Annotated in this window: 13 protein-coding genes; 11 read left to right on the plus strand and 2 right to left on the minus strand. The window is 34.1% G+C overall.

The window, feature by feature from the left end; translation table 11 throughout:
- Positions 1-60: 60 nt before the first annotated feature.
- Positions 61-546, minus strand: a complete 486-nt coding sequence (gene greA / locus JOC59_RS01160; RefSeq protein WP_205142964.1) for a transcription elongation factor GreA — start codon at positions 544-546, stop codon at positions 61-63.
- 150 nt (positions 547-696) lie between these two features.
- Here greA and JOC59_RS01165 point away from each other — a divergent pair, with 150 nt between their 5' ends.
- The 5 genes from JOC59_RS01165 (at position 697) to JOC59_RS01185 (ending at position 7,608) form a co-directional block, all read left to right on the plus strand.
- Positions 697-987 (plus strand): HesB/YadR/YfhF family protein, encoded by a 291-nt coding sequence (locus JOC59_RS01165; RefSeq protein ID WP_205142965.1) that lies wholly within the window; start codon positions 697-699, stop codon positions 985-987.
- Between the two features lie 115 nt (positions 988-1,102).
- Positions 1,103-1,279 (plus strand): hypothetical protein, encoded by a 177-nt coding sequence (locus JOC59_RS01170; protein ID WP_205142966.1) that lies wholly within the window; start codon positions 1,103-1,105, stop codon positions 1,277-1,279.
- Positions 1,280-1,321: 42 nt separating this feature from the next.
- Positions 1,322-2,311, plus strand: a complete 990-nt coding sequence (locus JOC59_RS01175) for an aldo/keto reductase (protein WP_205142967.1) — start codon at positions 1,322-1,324, stop codon at positions 2,309-2,311.
- Positions 2,312-2,555: 244 nt separating this feature from the next.
- Complete coding sequence (locus JOC59_RS01180) at positions 2,556-6,857, plus strand: PolC-type DNA polymerase III (RefSeq protein WP_205142968.1); 4,302 nt, start codon at positions 2,556-2,558, stop codon at positions 6,855-6,857.
- 67 nt (positions 6,858-6,924) lie between these two features.
- Entirely contained in the window at positions 6,925-7,608 is a 684-nt protein-coding gene (locus JOC59_RS01185; RefSeq protein WP_205142969.1) for a DUF1643 domain-containing protein, read from the plus strand.
- Positions 7,609-7,677: 69 nt separating this feature from the next.
- Here the strand turns inward: JOC59_RS01185 and JOC59_RS01190 are convergent, their stop codons facing one another.
- The gene (locus JOC59_RS01190) at positions 7,678-10,299 is read right to left on the minus strand and encodes a YfhO family protein (RefSeq protein ID WP_205142970.1); all 2,622 of its coding nucleotides are present in this window, start codon (positions 10,297-10,299) and stop codon (positions 7,678-7,680) included.
- Positions 10,300-10,520: 221 nt separating this feature from the next.
- On the opposite strand from JOC59_RS01190, the gene JOC59_RS01195 reads away from it, so the two are divergent.
- From JOC59_RS01195 to purB, 6 genes are all read left to right on the plus strand, one after another.
- A complete protein-coding gene (locus tag JOC59_RS01195; RefSeq protein WP_205142971.1) occupies positions 10,521-12,599 on the plus strand; it encodes a peptidoglycan D,D-transpeptidase FtsI family protein in 2,079 nt (692 codons plus the stop codon).
- A gap of 121 nt (positions 12,600-12,720) precedes the next feature.
- Entirely contained in the window at positions 12,721-12,870 is a 150-nt protein-coding gene (gene rpmG, locus JOC59_RS01200) for a 50S ribosomal protein L33 (RefSeq protein WP_133362431.1), read from the plus strand.
- 145 nt (positions 12,871-13,015) lie between these two features.
- A complete protein-coding gene (locus JOC59_RS01205; protein ID WP_205142972.1) occupies positions 13,016-14,350 on the plus strand; it encodes a hemolysin family protein in 1,335 nt (444 codons plus the stop codon).
- A gap of 172 nt (positions 14,351-14,522) precedes the next feature.
- Positions 14,523-15,704, plus strand: a complete 1,182-nt coding sequence (locus JOC59_RS01210; RefSeq protein ID WP_205142973.1) for an acetate/propionate family kinase — start codon at positions 14,523-14,525, stop codon at positions 15,702-15,704.
- Positions 15,705-15,873: 169 nt separating this feature from the next.
- Positions 15,874-17,172 carry an adenylosuccinate synthase gene (locus JOC59_RS01215; RefSeq protein ID WP_205142974.1) on the plus strand — a complete coding sequence of 433 codons (1,299 nt, stop codon included), beginning with the start codon at positions 15,874-15,876 and terminating at the stop codon, positions 17,170-17,172.
- Complete coding sequence (purB, locus tag JOC59_RS01220) at positions 17,169-18,470, plus strand: adenylosuccinate lyase (RefSeq protein ID WP_205142975.1); 1,302 nt, start codon at positions 17,169-17,171, stop codon at positions 18,468-18,470. Before JOC59_RS01215 ends, purB begins: the two co-directional genes overlap by 4 nt.
- Positions 18,471-18,485 lie beyond the last annotated feature (15 nt).

Raw genomic sequence — 18,485 nt, forward strand, 5'->3', positions numbered from 1 at the left:
TTTAAAAAAGCCATTTTATGAACGTTAGTAAGTTACTTTAAGTAAAACGAATTGCGCTATTTAGTTCGTTTCAACTGCTAAAATTTTGATATTCATTGAGGCCCCATTAGGTAATGGCACTTCAACTTCATCATTAACATGATGACCATTAAGTGCTTTGGCTATAGGTGATTCATTTGAAATTTTACCATTCAAAGGATCTGCTTCAACAGCACCGACGATGGCATATGTTTCAGGTTCTTCATCAGGAAGCTCTTTGAAAGTAACATTTTTACCAATTGAAACTTCATCACTAGCAATTGCATCACTATCAATAATAACCGCATATTGTAACATGTTTTGAAGTGTTTTAATACGTCCTTCGACGAATGCTTGCTCATCCTTAGCAGATTGATATTCTGAATTTTCTGATAGATCCCCGAATGAGCGCGCAATTTGAATACGTTTTGTAATTTCACCACGTTTTACAGTGATCATGTTGTTTAATTCAGCTTCAAGCTTTTCTTTTCCTTCTTGCGTCATTGGAAATTGTTTTTCTTCAGCCATTGTTTCACGTCCTTTTTATTAAAATATAGCATGATAAATGTATCATGCTATAAGGGATGATACAAGTGAAAATGCAATTTTTAAATGAAACTTTGTGCTATACTAATAAACGAGAGAAAGCAAAATAGTTCAAGAAAGCAGGATAGACGAATGCAATTAACTATTACTGATCAAGCTAGTAAGTGGTTCCAAACTGAAATGGGTGTAACCGTTGGTGCAGGAATTCGATTTTATGGTAAAACTTATGGTAAAACCAATGTTCATAAAGGTTTTTCAGTGGCTTTAATGCGCGATGATGTGCCAAAAGAGCCGATTATTATGGTCGAAAAGGATGGTATTCGCTATTATGTAAATGAACGAGATGAATGGCTTTTTAGTGATTATCATTTGACAGTAACAGTTAATGATAGCGAAGTAGGCCCAGAATATAATTTTAGTTAATTAAATTAATGTTGATATATATATTTTTTTGTGACATTTATTGGTAAAATGAATAGTGTCAAAATAATTATGATGTAGTAATTATGTAATTAAGTCAGATTTAGGAGAATTTAAGATGACATTTGAAGAATATATCGCTTTACAAGCAGAAAATAATCCAAATTTTAAGAATGAACTTAAGCGTGTTGAAGCAAAGCATAAAATATATCAGCGTGCCATTGAACAACCTCGTGCGCGTAAGCGATTATTAATTAAATTACTAGATAAAGAACTCGTTAAAGAAAATCAATAGATTAAAATAATAAATGATTATATTTGAAGGGATAATTTAACAATGGTATTTGCAGCTGCAGAAAATCGTTATGAAAAACTACCTTATCGTCGTGTCGCAGACACAGGAATGATACTTCCAAGTTTATCTTTTGGTTTATGGCGTAACTTGGGTGATCAAAAGCCATTAAGTAATTCAAGAGAAGTAATTTTAAACGCATTTGATAATGGAATCTTTTCATTTGATAATGCTTCAAATTATGGTCCATCGAATGGAACTGCTGAGGAAACGTTTGGTGCAGTTTATGCCAAAGATTTAAAACCATATCGAAATGAGCTTGTCATTACGACAAAAGCTGGGTTTCATATGTGGCCTGGTCCATTTGGTGAATTTTCATCAAAGAAAACATTGGTCCAAGCGTTGGATCTTTCATTACAGCGGATGAATTTGGATTATGTTGATATTTTTTATGCACATCGTTGGGATCCAAATACTAATTTGCGAGAAACTGCAGAGGCCATGGATTTATTAGTTCGCCAGGGAAAAGCTTTGTACGTGGGTGTGTCAAATTATACCACTGAGCAATTTAATGCGATTGCAGAAATTTTTGCTGAATTAAAAACACCTTTTATTGGTAATCAAGTTTCTTATAATATGTTAAACCGCGAAGCTGAAACGACAGGATTAGTTCAAGCGGTTGGAGAACAGAAGGCAGGATTGGTTGCCTATGGCCCATTAGCTGAGGGGCTATTAACTGATCGGTATTTAGATGGTATACCAAGTGATTTACCTCTTCATTGGTCTAACAAAGTTATGTTGGAAAATGGAAATGATGTAGTCATAGCTAAATTAAATAAATTAAATGATCTTGCTAAGCAACGAGGACAAAAATTGTCACAAATGGCTTTAGCTTGGCTTTTACGTGATTCAAGGGTTGCTTCAGTTGTTATTGGTGCATCACGAACAGAACATTTACTAGATAATTTGAAATTTAGCGATAATATGGAGTTATCAGTTGAAGAGTTAAAAATAATTGATGATATTTTAGCTTAAATTAAGGTAACACACGTATTGTTGCTAAAACATGAAATAGGTAGCAATAGGTGTACATTTTAAGTACCAAGAATGTGGTGAAAAAACAAGGCTGGAGCAAAATTATTTTTTGCTCCAGCCTTGTTTAGCATTGATACTATAGCTAGATTATTAATGACGAATACACGCCTATTTTATTTTTATGGCATACTTGTGAGATTAGTGTAAAATTATAGAATATCGGTAAAGAAGAAGGGGTTATTTAGTGGCTTTAGATAAACAAGAATTATTTGATAAGTTATTGCAGCATTTGCAGTTGAATAATACATCAATTGCAAATGCTTTTGCTAATGCAAAAGTTGAAAAAGTGATTGTACATGAAATATCAAAAACATGGGAATTTAACTTTCAATTGGAAAAATTTGTTGAGTATGATAAATTAATTCAATTTATTACTCAACTGCAGCAAACATTTCAAGAAATTGCAACGGTTGATTATAATTTTACGTTCATCGATGACGAAAAAATAAGTCTAGAACAAGTTCAAAAATATTGGCAGTTTATTTTAACTAGGATTACCAAAAATGGCTTAAATCAAGTATTACAGCAACAAAAGCCAACTGTATTTGATAACACTTTGAATTTTAATGCGCCAAATGAAATTACCAGACAACATTTGGTTAAAAATATCGTGCCACAAATTATGTTGGAATATCAAAAACTGGGTTTTGCACCGTTTAAAATTAGTGTACAAGTAGATCGAACAATTGAAGATGCAATGCAGCAAAGGTTACAAACGGAGCAAAAAGAAAAAGAACGTATTTTGGTGCAACAGGCACAACAAAAAATGCAAAACGAAAAAAAAGTAAATGGGAGTATTTTGTCGTTAGGACGTAAAATTGCAGCTGACAGCCCCATTACACAAATGATTGACATTAATCAAGAAGAACGATCAATTGTAGTTGAAGGATATATCTTTGATAAAGAAGTTCGAATTTTAAGATCCGAACGACAACTTTTAACATTAAAAATAACGGACTATTCTAGTTCATATATTGCGAAGAAGTTTTCACGGGATGATAATGATGAAAGCTTTTTTGAAAATATTCAAGCAGGAATGTGGGTTAAAATCAGAGGTTCTATTCAAGAAGATACATTTCAACATGATTTAGTTTTGAATATTTATGATATTCAAGTAACGGAGCATGCTAGTCGTCAAGACAAGGCAGATGAAAGCAATAAGCGGATCGAATTTCATACACATTCTAATATGTCAACCATGGATGCAACTAATAGTATTAGTGATTATGTAAAAACAGCAAGCCAGTGGGGGCATACTGCAATTGCAATTACTGATACAACTGGCGTACAAGCATTTCCAGAAGCATATGCTGCTAGTCAAAAATATAATGTTAAAATGATATACGGTGTTGAGGCTAATCTAGTTAATGATGGTAATGAAATTGGTATTAATGAAAAACATATATCGTTACATGATAATGATACTGAGTATGTCATTTTTGATGTCGAAACCACTGGCTTATCGGCAATTTATGATAAAGTGATTGAGCTATCAGCTGTGAAAGTTGTGAAAGGTAATGTTGTAGCAGAATTTGAGCAATTTATTGATCCGGGATTTCATTTATCAGAAACTACTACGAAACTAACATCCATAACTGATTCAATGGTCCAAGGTTCAAAAACAGAAGCTGAAGTGTTTCGTGAATTTCGTCAGTTTTATGGTGATGCAATTTTAGTCGGGCATAATGTGACTTTTGACTTAGGATTTATGAATACTGGCTATAGAAGACATAACATGGCTAAAATTGATAATCCTGTCATTGATACGTTAACATTAGCACGGTTTTTATATCCTGATTTGCGTAGTTATCGCCTGAACACATTGGCTAAAAAGTTTGGTGTCGTTTTAGAGCACCATCATCGAGCTATATTTGATTCTGAAACAACAGGTAAACTAAATGATATTTTCTTAAAGGATGCTAAAGATCGTTTCAAGATTGAATTTCATGATGATCTTAATAAGTATATGAACGAAGGAGAAGCATGGAAACATGCGCGACCTAACCATGTGACCATCTTAGCCCAAAATCAAACTGGTTTAAAAAATATATTTAAACTGATTTCAGAGGCTAATATTAATTACTTTTATCGAGTTCCCCGCACGCCACGTTCAGTTTTAGAACATTATCGTGAGGGGCTACTTATTGGTAGTGCTGATAGTACAAGTGATATATTTGAAGCGATTATGCAAAAAGGCTACGCGGAAGCTAAGGCCAAAGCAAAATTTTATGATTATTTAGAGGTACAACCAAAAGCTGCTTATCAAAGTTTAATTGATAGTGAACTGATTGCAAATGAAAGTAAATTAGAAGAAATTATTCAAAATATTATCCAAATTGGTGACGAATTAAAAATACCGGTTATTGCAACTGGTGATGTGCATTATTTAAACCCCGAAGATGCAATTTATCGTAAAGTTTTGGTTAAGTCACAAGGGGGGGCCAATCCATTAAATCGAACTAACCTACCTGATTTACATTTTAAAACAACTGATGAATTGTTAGCAGAGTTTTCGTTTTTAGGTGCTGAATTAGCACAAAAAATTGTAGTTGACAATCCAAAAAAATTAGCAACAACGATTCAAGAGGTGAAACCGTTAAAAGAAAAACTTTATACGCCAAATATGGAGGGTGCTGAAGCGGAAATCGAACGACGGACATATGAAACAGCCCGTCAACTGTATGGTCAAACATTACCAGATGTTGTTACTAAACGAATTGAAAAGGAATTAAAATCAATTATAGGTAATGGTTTTTCAGTAATTTATTTAATTTCACAACGTTTAGTTGCTAAATCAAATAAAGATGGTTATTTGGTTGGATCACGAGGATCGGTAGGTTCATCTGTTGTTGCCACATTTATTGGTATCACTGAGGTTAATCCATTACCGCCACATTATCGATGCCCAAAATGTCAGTATAGTGAATTTTTTACGAAGGGAGAATATGAATCTGGCTATGATTTACCAGATAAAATATGTCCTAATTGTGAAGCGCCGTTGGTTGGGGATGGGCAAAATATTCCATTCGAAACTTTCCTTGGATTTAAGGGAAATAAAGTTCCTGATATTGACCTAAATTTTTCAGGTGATTATCAACCAATTGCACATAATTATACAAAAGTTATGTTTGGTGAAAATAATGTTTTTCGAGCTGGAACAATTGGCACGGTAGCTGATAAAACAGCATATGGATATGTAAAGGCTTATGAACGGGAAGCAGAAATAGAGTTACGTTCAGCCGAAGAAGAACGTCTAGCCAAGGGGGCAACGGGGGTTAAGAGGACTACTGGACAACACCCAGCAGGAATTTTAGTTGTACCTGATTATATGGATATTTATGACTTTACGCCAATTCAATATCCTGCTGATGACGTTACGGCTACTTGGAAAACAACTCATTTTGATTTTCACTCAATTCATGATAACATCCTAAAAATTGATATTTTAGGCCATGATGACCCAACGATGATTCGGACGCTACAGGATTTATCAGGGATTGATCCACAAACCATTCCAACTGATGACCCTGGTGTTATGAGTTTGTTTTCTAGCCCGGAAGTATTAGGGGTGACATCAGATGCGATTTATTCTAAAACTGGTACATTGGGTATTCCAGAATTTGGAACGCGTTTTGTGCGCGGAATGTTGGAGCAAACACATCCTAAAAACTATTCAGAATTACTACAAATTTCAGGTCTATCACATGGTACTGATGTATGGTTAGGGAATGCTGATGAATTAATTAAAGATGGAACAGCCACGATTGCCAATGTAATTGGAACGCGGGATAAAATTATGACTGACTTAATTAATTATGGTATGGAATCCGAATCTGCTTTTCAAATTATGGAAAAAGTACGTAAAGGAAAAGGAATTTCACCTGAATATCAAGAAGAAATGCACGCAGTTGGGGTACCTCAGTGGTATATTGATTCCTGTTTGAAAATAAAATATATGTTTCCGCGAGCCCATGCTGCGGCATATGTCTTAATGGCATTGCGTGTTGCTTATTTTAAAGTATATTTTCCAATGCTTTACTATAGTGCATATTTTTCAGTTCGAGCGGATAATTTTGATGTCGTAGCAATGGCGAATGGTAAGGATAGCGTTAAAGCTGCAATTAATGAATTGAATAAACAAGGCGATAATACTGCTAAAGATAAAGAATTGATGACCGTATTGGAGTTAGCTAATGAAGCGTTAGAGCGAGGAATCATTTTTAAAATGGTTGATATTGAAAAATCGGATGCAACGACTTGGTTAATCGAAGATAATACGTTATTGGCACCGTTTAATGTTTTACCGGGATTAGGTGATAATGTTGCCAAACAAATTATTGCGGCACGGGCGGAACAGGCATTTATTTCCAAGGAAGATTTAAAACGCCGTGGTAAGGTGTCAAATACCTTAATTGAATTTATGACACAACAACATGCACTTGATGATCTACCTGATGAAAATCAATTATCATTATTTGATTTTTAAGTAATAAGACATTATTACCACTCTTTCATAAATCTATTGTAAAATAAGTTTATTAAGGGGGTGTGTTATGAAAACAACTAAATATAAATGGAAAAGTAAGTCATTTAAGGTTCAGTGTTATTTTGACAGACAGCAAGCACTACAAAATATTGTTAGATATGCCTTGATAATCAAAAAAAAACTAAGTACCACTGAAAAAAATTTAGTGATATTAGGGTTTAACCCTACAGGGACTGGCTTTGATAACAAACAAAATTTAACACGCACAACAGACAATGTTACTAAGCGTTTATTAATTAGTGAAATAGGTCATCCTGAGTATAGCAAATTAATTTTTGTTAATTTAACACCTATTCGGGGGGGAACAAGTAATGAGTTAGCAGCATATATAAATCAAGCAATTGACGAAAATTGGCAAAAATTAGGCGAAATTTTCAATCAGAATTTGCGCCAAATTAATAAAATAATGCCTGATAGCTATGATTTATTGTTAGCTACAGGTGAGTTGAAACATGGCCTAGGATTAGCTTTATACCAAAAAACTTTGGCGCAACTTTTAGAAAATTGTGATGAATTAAAAGTTTGTTGTAGTAGTGATGGTAGCTGGATTAATAGTAAATTTGATAATAAAGGTACCCAAAAAAGTGGCTCATTTGCACGTAACCCAATTAACTTAGGGTATCGCTTTCCAATAGTGTCCATTGAAAAAAAGGGCGTTACGGGATTTAATGATAATTTCAAAAGGGTATGAATTATTAAAAATAAAAAGGCGGTCTCCAACAACTTATTTAAATTGTTGGAGACCGCCTTTTTATGATAGTTATTTTTGGGATTTTATTTTTTGATAATACCGTAACAGAACGTAGTAAAGACCAATCATAAATATTGTAGTTATCGTTATGATAGTGCCAATAATTAAGTAGGGCGGTGTATATACTAATTTAAGCGTATGTTTACCTGGTGAGGTTTTAATGGCTAAAAACATATTAGCAATAGTAACCGTTTTAGCCTTTTTATTATCGACATACGCATGCCACCCTTTACTTTGAGGAATGCTTGTCATTATTAAGCTTTTTTGCGCAGTAGTAGTAATTTTACCACTAATTGTACGTTGGTTAAACTTAGTGATTTTTAAAGTATTTTGTTGCAAAGTAGCAGTTTCTTGTGCAAGTCTAGTATTATTTAACTTGTATAGTGAGACATTTTGAAGCCAGAGGGTCGCTTTTTTCAGAGTTATTTTTAGTTGTTGTTGTTGATTTTTGGCATTGGCAGCAACGTTAATAACAATGGTATGTCTAAATGAATCATTTGTATGAATTGTTTGTCCATTTAAGGTGATTGTTGCATTATCAGGCACCAGGGAGCTACCTAGTGTTAAATAATAAGAATCGTTAGTTTTAGGTGTAAAGTACAGTGTCAAACTAGTTGTTCCTAAAACTTTTTTGCGTGTGATATATGCACCCGTAATGGTTGTTGGAACCGTTGTGTTTGTTCCGGTAACGTGATCAAAGTTTTGGACTGTAAACAACTTTTTAGTATTATTAGAAAGTTTATTCCACAGTAATTCTTGGTTACGAATGGGATTGTTTAATTGGAATTTTAGGTTGGTTGCTGCTTGACTAGCGGCAAATCCTAACCCAATTACATTGTTATTTTGGTACGTTGAAACATCCAATGTTTGTTTTAAAGCTTGCATCTTTCTTAAATCAGGGCGTTGTGAAATTAACATATTAGCAGGAGCACCGGCAATAGTTGAGAAATGATTTTTGGCATCAAGATAATATTTAAAATTCAAAAGATTATCAGTTAGTAATGTTCCATTAGCATAGACCGCATAATTATCGCCATCGGGATTACCGATATAACCCATAAAGTCACTCGTTTTTTTTGCAAATGATGAACTAAATGCACTACCACCAAAATAATCTTGCATAAATGCATCACCTTTGGTTCGTTCATAAGTTTGGCCAATTCGATAAAAGGTATTATTAGTTTTTGGTAGGGTAGTTAATGCTGAAGTTGTAGCAGCAACATTGGTTTGATATTCTGACTTAGTTAGATAACTAAAGTTATTTAGGGTCCAAGCAACATTAGTGGCTGTTTCAGTAATTACCAGTAATAAAACAAGCCAGCTCCAATATTTAAAACGTGGGGCAATAATTAAACAACAAGTTATTAGATAAAAAGCACTACCAATAAGAACTTGTGGCCAAGTCATAAAATTAGTCTTAGTCAGCGTAAAAGCAACAATGATAAAAACGACAATGAAAGTAGTTAACATAGTAATAATTTGTTTTTTTTGTTGTATCGTCTCAGGTTTAAAAGTATAGGCACCTAACCATAATAACCAAAATGACCAAATAAAACTGAATCGATAAGGATACCATACTGGGAATTGAAAGCCATGCCAAAATAAGTCAAGTGGTGCCAAAAACATTGAGGCAAATAAAAACAAAGTAATTAACAATGTAAGGACTTTAGTTATCACTTTAGGACGCTTATCTGTGAAAAAGAGCATAGCGGTGATTAGTCCCAAACTACCTATGAAAATATTAGGTTGACCACTAGGCATTTGTTCGAAATTAAAACTACCGACAAAAAATTTACTAAAAAATAGTAATGGATTGTACTCAAGCCAATTACCTATTTTTTCAGTCATGTATTGTCCTTTACCTTGAGTTAGGGCATAAGCGGTTGGTAAGAGAGTGATTGCCGCTAATAATGTACTAATTAGGGAACTACTAATAAATAAACCACTCTGCTTTAATATGTCTTTTAGACTACCGGTTTCCCATGTTAAACGCCATATTGTATATATAACTAAAAAAATAGTGACCATATATGCCATATAATAGTTAATGATAAATAAGGCAGTTAGACTTATAATATATGGCCATACTCGCTTCATATTAAATAAATACTCTAAGCCAAGAATAATGAGCGGTAATAAGATGGCAGCATCTAACCATAATAAATTTAACTCATAAGAAATCATCCATCCCATTAGCGCATATATAACACCAAAAGAAGTTAAGAGCCAGCCATGTTGCCATTTTAGCTTTTTTAAACTATAGGCCATACTAAGACCTGTTAAACCATATTTAAGAAGTGTTAGTATTAGGATACCTATAGGAAGATTAGTTGGTTTGAAAAATAGGAGAATTAAATTAAGTGGGCTCATTAGATAATAAGTCCATAAGCCAAACATATCACCACCTAAGGCGTTACTAAATGAATAGAAGAATGTGGAGGTGTGATGTAATAGGGTATTACGATATAACGCGAACATATCGACATATTGTTGCCCTAAATCAACAGTTAAAATAGAAGAATTACCAAATGGCATCATGCCACGAATACCAAAATATGTTCCCATAATAATGATTGGTAATAAAAAAGATAACCATAATGGTAATGAATTTTTATTAAAAAATTTATGCATAATTAAGTGTGCCTATCATTTCTCTAAGTTTTAAATTTAACATAACTTTACCACAAAAAATTAAAACTAAATATAACACCGTCACAGTTTTATATCGGTGTGTTACAATGAATATCATTGAGTGTTTACCTAAATAAGCGCTAACATAATTAAAGATAAAAATATTAATTTTTAAATAATTTACATAAATTAGTTAAATTAGTAAATGGTAGGGAGTTTCCATGGAAAATCGTTTTACTCGCAAAACACGTAAAAAGAAAGCATATCGTTCAGATTTACCTTTTCGTTTAAACTTAATTGTCATTATTGTTTTTTTGCTATTTATGGCATTAATCGCGCAACTGTACTACCTACAGATAAAAAAGGGATCTTACTTTGTAGCGGACGTTAATCGGACCGATACTTTAGTTGAAACATCAAATGTTCAACGGGGGATGATTTATGATTCAACAGGACGTGTTTTGGTAGGGAATAAAGCAAGTAAAGCTATTTCTTATACTAAGGGGGTTAATGTATTAAGTAGTGAAATGTATCAAACTGCTAATCGTTTAGCTAAGTATTTAACGGTTAGCACCTCTCAATTATCAACAAGAACAGTTGCTGATTATATATTAGAAGATGATAAGCGGGTAGCTAAAGTACAAGCTAATATTAGTAACTATAGTTCCTTGAGTGATGATGGTAAATATAAAGCAGAACTTGCCGAAATTACTAATAATTTAAAAAAATATAAATTAACTAAACGTCAAAAAAACGCAGCCATGATTTACCAAAGAATGACCGGTGCATATCAATTATCTACGACATATATTAAAGAGAGTGGGGTTACTAATAAAGAAATTGCTGAAATTGGAGAGCATTTAAATGAGATGTCAGGGGTTAAAATTAGTACTGCATGGACGCGTAATTACCCACAGGGTAAATCTGTTCAAGGTATTATTGGGACCGTTTCTTCTGAAAAAGTCGGGTTACCTGATAGTCAAGTAAATACGCTATTAGCAAAAGGGTATTCACGAAATGATTCAGTTGGCCAAAGCTATATCGAAGAGCAATATGAATCAGCTCTAAAAGGTACCAAGGCTCAGACACAGTATGAAATGAGTTCAAATAATAAAATTGTTAAAGCCGTAGAGCAATATAGTGGTCGTAAGGGTGATAATTTAGTTCTTACAATCAATGCTAAATTTCAAGCCGCTATGGAAAAAGCATTACGCGCCCATATTTCTGGTGGTTTAACCTCTGGTGCCTATGCAGTTGCGATAAATCCATATACTGGTGGTATTTATGGGATTGCTGGGATTGATCGTAATGCCAAAACTGGTAAGATTACTAGCAATGCACTGGGAGCTTTAAATCAATCGATAGTGATGGGATCTGTTGTTAAGCCCGCAATGGTGGCTGGTGGCCTTAAACGAGGTGTTATTACGCCGACTAATAATGTTATTAGTGATCGTCCTATTAAAATTGCCGGAACAAATACGATGAGTTCTGACTGGAATAAGAGTAGCGTGATTCCTATTACAGCTCAGACTGCGTTAGCAGTGTCTTCAAACTCATATATGATGCAGTTAGCTCTTAAAGAAGGGGGTACTAGCTATACACCAGGAATGGGATTGAGTTCTTTAAATTCAAATGTATTTTCAATTATGCGAAATAACTTTAATCAATTTGGATTGGGTGTTAAGACCGGGATTGATTTACCTGGTGAATCATCAGGTATTGAAGGGGCCTCTGGGCGAGCTAACCTAGGGAAAGCATTAATGGAAGCCTATGGTCAATATGATGCGTATACAGTTTTACAGTTAGCTCAATATGTATCAGCAATTGTAAATGGTGGGTATCGATTAAAGCCACATGTTGTTCAGGCTATCCAGTCATCCGATGCAAATGGAAAATTAAGTAATATTCAAAGTACGGTCAAGACACAAGTGTTAAATAGTGTTGGCTGGACAGCAGCACAACGTAAAGTGATAACAGAGGGAATGCATCAAGTGGTCGCTGGCTCTAATGCTCGACGAACTGGTCAAAAACTAGCAGAAATTACACCGACACCATCTGCTAAGACTGGGACAGCCGAAACGTACACGAATGGTAAGTCAACTTTAACATTAAGTTTGATAACGTATATTCCAGGTTCAAAAATAGCAATTGCGTTGGCAATGCCTAGTGGACCACAGTCAAACTTTGGTTCAAATAAAAATTTAGATATGGCAATTGATATCTATAAAGCTTATTTTAAGTATATTCAACCCAAGGCTAGTGTTAAGAGCACACTGAAAACAACATCATTAGGAAATTAAAAACCTTAAATTTTTACTAGCATTTATGTTAATTTTCTGGTAATATAGTCTGAGTTGAGGGCGCGTGCGCTATAGCCAGCCCGATGAATTACAGACAAAAAAATATTGGAGGGCTTTTAAAATGCGCGTACATATTACATTAGAATGTACAGAATGCGGCGAACGCAATTACTTATCAACTAAGAATCGTCGGAACAACCCCGATCGAATTGAAGTTAATAAGTATTGCCCACGTGACCGTAAAGTGACTTTACACCGTGAAACTAAGTAATTTTGATTAGATTAAATAACACTAAGCTAGTAAATTAGCCTAGTGTTATTTTTTTAGTAGAATTTTGAAGTAATTGGCTTTTTAAACTTAGAGGACCGTGCTATAATTAATGTTACAAAATTTTTATGAAAAGAGGTCTACCATTTTGGAACCTGGTCCGTCTAATTATTTAGCAAATGTGACGATAATTATTGTTATTTTGTTATTGGCTGTTTTATTTACTTTAACTGAGTATTCATTGGTGCGAGTACGAATTAGTGCGCTTAGAGCATTGAAGGAAGAACGCCCACGCTCGAGTAAGTTGATTGATTCAGCTATTCATATGGCCGAAAATTTAACTGAATATTTATCAACAGCACAGGTTGGAATCACCTTAACTAGTTTGATTTTAGGTTGGATTGGTGAAGAAACAATTGCCGATGCAATTATTGCTAGTAACTTACTGCCAGCCGACGTTGCTAAGGGGATATCGTCGATTGTTGCAATTTTACTATTTACAGTAATTCACGCAGTATTTACTGATTTAGTACCAAAAAATATTGCGATTGCGGATCCGTTGAAAATGATGTTATTTATTGTCCGGCCAATTCGCTTTTTTCATATTGTTCTTTACCCATTAATTTTCTTGTTAGACCGCACGGCTAACATTTTTACGCATTTATTGGGATATCCAACAGCAACAGATGAAGATATTTATTCTCAAAATGAAATTTTATCTTTATCTAAAAATGCTGCTAAAGCTGGAACATTGGATCAAGAAGATTTGACATTTATGGAACGCGCTTTTGATATGAATGATAAGGTGGCGGTTGATATTATGATTGATCGAACATCAATGTGTGTTGTTGATGTTGATACTACTATCAAAGAAGCTTTAGATCTTTATTTACAAGAAAGATATTCACGTTTTCCGGTTATCGCTGACGGTGATAAAGATAAAGTGATTGGTTATATTTATACATATGATTTAATTCGTCAAGGGAGAATCGATGATAGTGTACCAGTGGTACGTGTTATGCGGGATATTCCTGCTGTACCTGAAAATATGGATGTTCATGATGTCCTCAAATTAATGGTCGCAAAACGTGCCCCAATAACGATTGTTGTTGATGAATATGGTGGAACGTCTGGATTAATTACTGATAAAGATATTTATGAAGAACTATTTGGCTCTGTTCGTGACGAAATTGATGATGTTTCAGATGATTATGTCGAAAAGTTGGGTAATGGTAAATATAAAGTTAGTGGTAAAATAACGCTATATGATTTTGAACGGTATTTTGGCGTGACTGTTAAAGAACTTGAAGAAGATGAAGCTGTAACATTGACAGGATATGTCTTAAATCAAGAACCAGAGTTTAGAACTGGTGATATTATGCAAGTTGCACAATTCGAATTAAAAGCGTTAGATTATGATAATGCATACATTAATGAATTTGCAGTAAAAGTTTTACCTGTTGTGAAAACTGATGAGGATTGAATGTAGTTTACAAGATTAAAAATATTTTTTAAGTGGTAGTCAACTTTTTGAAAGTTGACTACCACTTTTTGTACAATTTTTGACAAAATTAATAAAAAAATGATAGCTTTTTGAAAACGCTTACTTTAAAATTAGAGATAGTCAATACCAGAAAAATACAGGAGTATACATTATGACAAAAGTTTTAGCGCTAAATGCTGGTTCCTCATCATTAAAAATGCAATTAATGGAAATGCCCGCGGAGAAACTATTATGTAAAGGACAGGTTGAACGAATTGGCTTTAACGATGCCATTGTTACAGTTAAATCCGCCGATAAAAAAATTAAAAAAATTATGGCTATTAAAGATCACACAAAAGCCATTGACATTCTGTTAAAAGCTTTGGTTGAACTAGCAGTAATTACTGATTATGCTGAAATCAAAGGGGCTGGCCATCGAATTGTTCAAGGTGGGACTTACTTCAATAAATCAGTAGTTATTGATGCTAATGTACTTAAAAAAATTGAGTCATTAGGAGAATTGGCACCACTACATAATCCAGTTGCAGTAATTGTTATTAAAGCCCTTAATGCTATATTACCTGATATTATTTCTGTAGGAGTATTCGATACGGCTTTTCATCAGTCTTTAGCTGAAGTGGCATATCTGTATAGTATTCCCTTAGAATTATCGCAAAAATATGCAATTAGGAAATATGGGGCTCATGGTACATCTCATGATTATGTTAGTCATCGAGCGGCGGAGATGTTGGACAAACAATATGAGGATTTAAAAATTATTACATTACATTTAGGTGCTGGTGCGTCAATGACAGCGATTAAAAATGGTAAATCATTTGATACATCAATGGGCTTTACACCGATTGCTGGATTAACTATGGGAACACGAGCAGGCGATATTGATATTTCGATCATTACTTATTTAGCGGAAAAACTAAAAATCTCAGAGAAGGAAGTTTTTGAAATATTGAATAAAAAATCAGGTTTACTTGGTTTATCAGGAATTTCTTCAGATTCTCGTGAGATTGAAGATGCGATGGCTACAGATGATCGTGCAAAATTAGCTATGGATATTTTTGTGGATCGCATTATTGGCTATATTGGTTCATACTATGCAAAAATGGGTGGCGTTGATGTTTTGGTATTTACAGCAGGAATTGGTGAAAATTCAGCAATTGTAAGGCAAATGATTATTGACCGATTAAGTTTTTTAGGAATAAAATTAGCACCTGAATTAAATCAAGTTCGAGGTGTTGAGCAAGTTATTTCAACTGACGATTCAACAGCAACCGTTTTATTGATACCTACTAATGAAGAATTGATGATTGCTCGAGATACATTTAAAATTATTTAAAAAAATAACCAAAAATATGAATACTATAAAAATAGTACGTATTTTTGGTTATTTTTAATTATTGCTTAAGTTTATTTGAGTTAAAATACGAACTATAATATTGATTTTTTTGAAATAATGCGGTATTCTATTAAAGGTTTATTTTTATAAATGGAGGATTTTTAAACATATGGCAGGAATAGTAGTGGTCGGTAGTCAATGGGGTGATGAAGGGAAGGGTAAAATAACTAACTTTTTAGCTCAAGATGCAGATGTTATTGTGCGTTATCAAGGCGGTGATAATGCTGGACATACTATTGTATTTAATAATCAAAAATTTGAACTACGTTCGGTGCCTTCAGGGATTTTTGACATTAATAAATTAGCAGTAATTGGTAATGGGACAGTTTTAAATCCGAAATCGTTACTTGAAGAATTAGCATATTTACGATCTCGTGGGGTAGAAACTACTAATTTAAAAATTTCTGATCGGGCACAAGTGCTTTTCTCTTACCATAAGTTATTTGATATCTTACAAGAAACAGCAAAAAAAGAAAATAAAATTGGTACTACTGGTAATGGTATTGGTCCAGCGTATGCCGATAAAATGGCACGAACAGGAATTAGAATGTGTGATTTATTAGACTATGAAGTCTTGGAGCAAAGAATTAAAACTGTTGTTGCTAATAAAAATGAATTATTAACTAAAATTTATAATCATGCGCCTTTGGACGCGGATGCGTTACTTGAAGAATATTATGCCTACGGTCAACAATTAGCGCCATATGTAACTGATACTGCATATCTTGTTGATGAAGCTTTTAAAGCAAATAAACGTGTATTATTTGAAGGTGCTCAAGGTGTTATGTTAGACATTGATCACGGCACTTATCCATATGTAACTTCATCTAATCCCATTGCAGGTGGTGTAACAACTGGCGTTGGAATTGGACCAAATAAGGTAACCGAAGTTGTGGGGGTAGCCAAAGCATATACTTCGCGAGTAGGTGAGGGGCCTTTCCCAACTGAATTAGTTAATGAAATTGGGGATCATATTCGTGAAGTAGGACATGAATATGGTGTTGTTACCCATCGACCACGAAGAATAGGTTGGTTTGATTCTGTGGTTATGCGGCATTCAGCGCGTGTAGCAGGAATTACTAAGTTAGCAGTTAATTGTATTGATGTGTTAACTGGGATTGAAGTTTTAAAAATTGCAACTGCTTATGAATTGGATGGCAAAGAGATTAAGTACTATCCAGCAAGTTTTAAAGACTTAGAGCGAGTTACTCCAATTTATGAAGAATTACCTGGTTGGAATGAAGATATTACTAATATCAAACGGCGCGAAGATTTACCAATCAATGCACAAAATTATTTAAAAAGAATTGAAGCGTTAATCGGTGTTGAAATTGCAACATTTTCAGTTGGGCCAGATCGACAACAAACAAATGTTTTACAAGATGTTTGGACAGGAGAACAGTTATGATTAAACGGTATGCACGCTCTAAAATGACTCAAATTTGGTCGCTAGAGAACCAATATGCTAGTTGGCTTGAGGTTGAAATTGCAGTTGTGGCTGCTTGGAATAAGCAAGGGCATGTGCCAGATGCAGACTATCAACTTATAGCGAATAATGCTAACTTCAACGTAGCACGCATTGCAGAGATTGAAGCGACCACACGGCATGACATGGTTGCGTTTACACGGAACGTTTCTGAAAGCTTGGGTGCTGAAAAAAAATGGATTCATTATGGATTAACTAGTACTGATGTTGTAGATACTGCGCAAGGGTTACGTCTAAAACAAGCAAATAAAATTATCCTAGCAGACTTAGAAAAATACCGAGACGTTATTGGGGAAATGGCAGTTACTTATAAAAATACAGTAATGATGGGAAGAACACACGGTGTTCACGCTGAACCAACGACATTTGGTTTAAAAATTGCACGTTTTTATGCTGAAGCATTACGTAATATTGAACGCTTTAAGCGAACAGCTAAGGCCGTTGAAACAGGTAAATTGTCAGGCGCAGTGGGAACATTTGCCAATGTTCCCATGGAGGTTGAAGAATTTGTTATGAATAAGTTAGGATTAAACTTGCAACCAATTGGTTCTCAAATTTTACCGCGTGACTTACATGCTGATTATATTAATTCTTTGGGCCTAATTGCAACTAGCCTAGAAAATTTTGCAACTGAGATTAGAAGTTTACAACGTTCTGAAATTCATGAAGTTGAAGAAAATTTTGGTAAAGGACAAAAAGGATCATCAGCAATGCCCCATAAACGAAATCCAATTGGTTCTGAAAATATTACTGGATTGGCGCGGGTAGTTAGAGGACATATGCAAACAGCAATGGAAGATATTACTCTTTGGCATGAACGAGATATTTCACACTCAGGAGCAGAACGAATTATTTTACCTGATACAACGATACTAGTTGATTATATGTTACATCGATTTACAAATATTCTGGAAAACTTAGCTGTTTTTCCAGAAACAATGCAACGCAATATGCAACGAACATATGGCTTGATTTATAGTCAGCGGCTTTTACTTAAGTTAATTGATGCAGGTTTAAGTCGTGAACTCGCTTATGACACAGTACAACCATTAACTGCAAAATCATGGGATGAACAAATTCAATTTAGACCATTAGTTGAAAAAAATAAAATTATTCAGCAATATTTAACATCTGCTGATATCGCTGATGCTTTTGATTATAGTTATCATTTAAAAAATGTTGATGCAATTTTTGCGCGTTTGGGGTTGGTTGCCAAATAGTAAAGATAGGGAATT

The sequence above is a fragment of the Periweissella beninensis genome (genome assembly GCF_016908275.1).
GTDB lineage: Bacteria > Bacillota > Bacilli > Lactobacillales > Lactobacillaceae > Periweissella > Periweissella beninensis.

Excerpts from the sequence above, each read along its gene's own strand:
- greA (WP_205142964.1), bottom strand. The coding sequence starts at position 546 with ATGGCTGAAGAAAAACAATTTCCAATGACGCAAGAAGGAAAAGAAAAG.
- JOC59_RS01165 (WP_205142965.1), top strand. The coding sequence starts at position 697 with ATGCAATTAACTATTACTGATCAAGCTAGTAAGTGGTTCCAAACTGAA.
- JOC59_RS01170 (WP_205142966.1), top strand. The coding sequence starts at position 1,103 with ATGACATTTGAAGAATATATCGCTTTACAAGCAGAAAATAATCCAAAT.
- JOC59_RS01175 (WP_205142967.1), top strand. The coding sequence starts at position 1,322 with ATGGTATTTGCAGCTGCAGAAAATCGTTATGAAAAACTACCTTATCGT.
- JOC59_RS01185 (WP_205142969.1), top strand. The coding sequence starts at position 6,925 with ATGAAAACAACTAAATATAAATGGAAAAGTAAGTCATTTAAGGTTCAG.
- JOC59_RS01190 (WP_205142970.1), bottom strand. The coding sequence starts at position 10,299 with ATGCATAAATTTTTTAATAAAAATTCATTACCATTATGGTTATCTTTT.
- JOC59_RS01195 (WP_205142971.1), top strand. The coding sequence starts at position 10,521 with ATGGAAAATCGTTTTACTCGCAAAACACGTAAAAAGAAAGCATATCGT.
- rpmG (WP_133362431.1), top strand. The coding sequence starts at position 12,721 with ATGCGCGTACATATTACATTAGAATGTACAGAATGCGGCGAACGCAAT.
- JOC59_RS01210 (WP_205142973.1), top strand. The coding sequence starts at position 14,523 with ATGACAAAAGTTTTAGCGCTAAATGCTGGTTCCTCATCATTAAAAATG.
- JOC59_RS01215 (WP_205142974.1), top strand. The coding sequence starts at position 15,874 with ATGGCAGGAATAGTAGTGGTCGGTAGTCAATGGGGTGATGAAGGGAAG.
- purB (WP_205142975.1), top strand. The coding sequence starts at position 17,169 with ATGATTAAACGGTATGCACGCTCTAAAATGACTCAAATTTGGTCGCTA.